Annotated in this window: 2 protein-coding genes; both read right to left on the bottom strand. The window is 75.6% G+C overall.

What is annotated here, in order from left to right; translation table 11 throughout:
- On the bottom strand, positions 1–874 hold an 874-nt coding region (locus B7767_RS35575), incomplete at its 3' end, for a glycosyltransferase (RefSeq protein ID WP_085575658.1).
- Positions 871–1,245 (bottom strand): glycosyltransferase family 9 protein (locus B7767_RS35570; protein ID WP_143652809.1); only part of this gene is annotated, 375 nt, incomplete at its 5' end. The genes B7767_RS35575 and B7767_RS35570, both read right to left, overlap by 4 nt.

Raw genomic sequence — 1,245 nt, 5'->3', positions numbered from 1 at the left:
CGCGGGCGCGCTCACCGGTGCGGCGGGCGTGCGCCGGGTCGGCGACGAAGTCCCGTACGGCGTCGGTCAGTACGTCGACGCGGTTGGACACCACACCGGCGCCGGGCGGTACGGCCTCGGTGACCTCGGTGGTGGCGAGGGCGACGACGGGCATGCCGAGGTGCATCGCCTCCAGCAGGGACAGGCCGAGGGAGGTCCAGCGCACGGGGTGGACGTAGACCCGGCGGCGGGCCAGCGCCCCGTGCAGCTCCGCCTGCGTCAGTTCGTACGAGCGGCAGCGGTCGGGGGGCAGGCCGAGGTGGCCGGCGAGGCCCTCGGTCCGCATGCCGAAGACGTCGAGGGGCGCGACGCCGGCGAAGGCCGGCAGCAGGTCGGTGCCGGTGGTACGGCCGCGCCGCACCGGTTCGTTGACGACGACGGCGGCGTGCGGGAGTTCGCCGGTCCACAGCGGTCCGGGGTCGACGATGCCGTGTTCGACGACGGTGGCGGGGGTGCCCCGGTCGTCCCACATCAGGCGGTTGAAGTGGGTGACGTGGACGAGGGTGACGCCGGGGATGTCCGCGGCGGGGTGGCGGGTGTCGGGCACGTCGCCGTGCGGGGCGTTGTGCTCGAGGTAGACCAGCGGCGGGCGGCGGCCCAGCCACCGGTCCACCAGGGCGAGTTCGTGGGGCCGTTGCAGGACGACGGCGTCGATGTCCTCCTCGCGCAGGCGCTCCGGGGGGACCTCGACGACCGAGTCGGGCCAGTCGAAGGTGCGGGCGCGGCCGAGTCCGTCGGGTCCGCGGTCCGGGGTGACGGGGACGACGTAGGTGTGCGGGCCCTGCACGAAGGCCGTGGTCCACGACCCGTGCACATGCCACAGCAGGATCCTCATGTCACCTCCACGAGCTTGTCGACCGCCGCGACGACGTCGAGCGCGGTCACGGTGTCCAGGCAGGGATGGCCGGGTACCGGGCAGCGCCGGGCGCGGGTCCCGGCGCACGGCGCGTCCTGGTCGCCGAGCAGCACGTACGGCACCCCGTACGGCCGCCAGCGCTCGGCGGGGACGACCGGTGCGAACAGGGACACCACCGGGGTGTCGACGGCGGCGGCGAGGTGGGCGGGGCCGGTGTTGCCGGTGACCACGCAGGCGGCCCCGGCGAGCACGCCGGCGAGTTCGGCGGCTCCGGTACGGCCGCCGAGGTCGACGGCCCGGTCGCCGGCGACGTACGCGGTCAGGTCCCGTTCCCCCGCGCCGCCGGTGAC

It is taken from the genome of Streptomyces sp. 13-12-16 (assembly GCF_002114215.1).
In the GTDB taxonomy this organism is placed as follows: Bacteria; Actinomycetota; Actinomycetes; order Streptomycetales; family Streptomycetaceae; genus Streptomyces.
The sequence above is the reverse complement of the archived record's forward strand: the minus strand, read 5'-3'. Positions and strand labels throughout refer to the sequence as shown.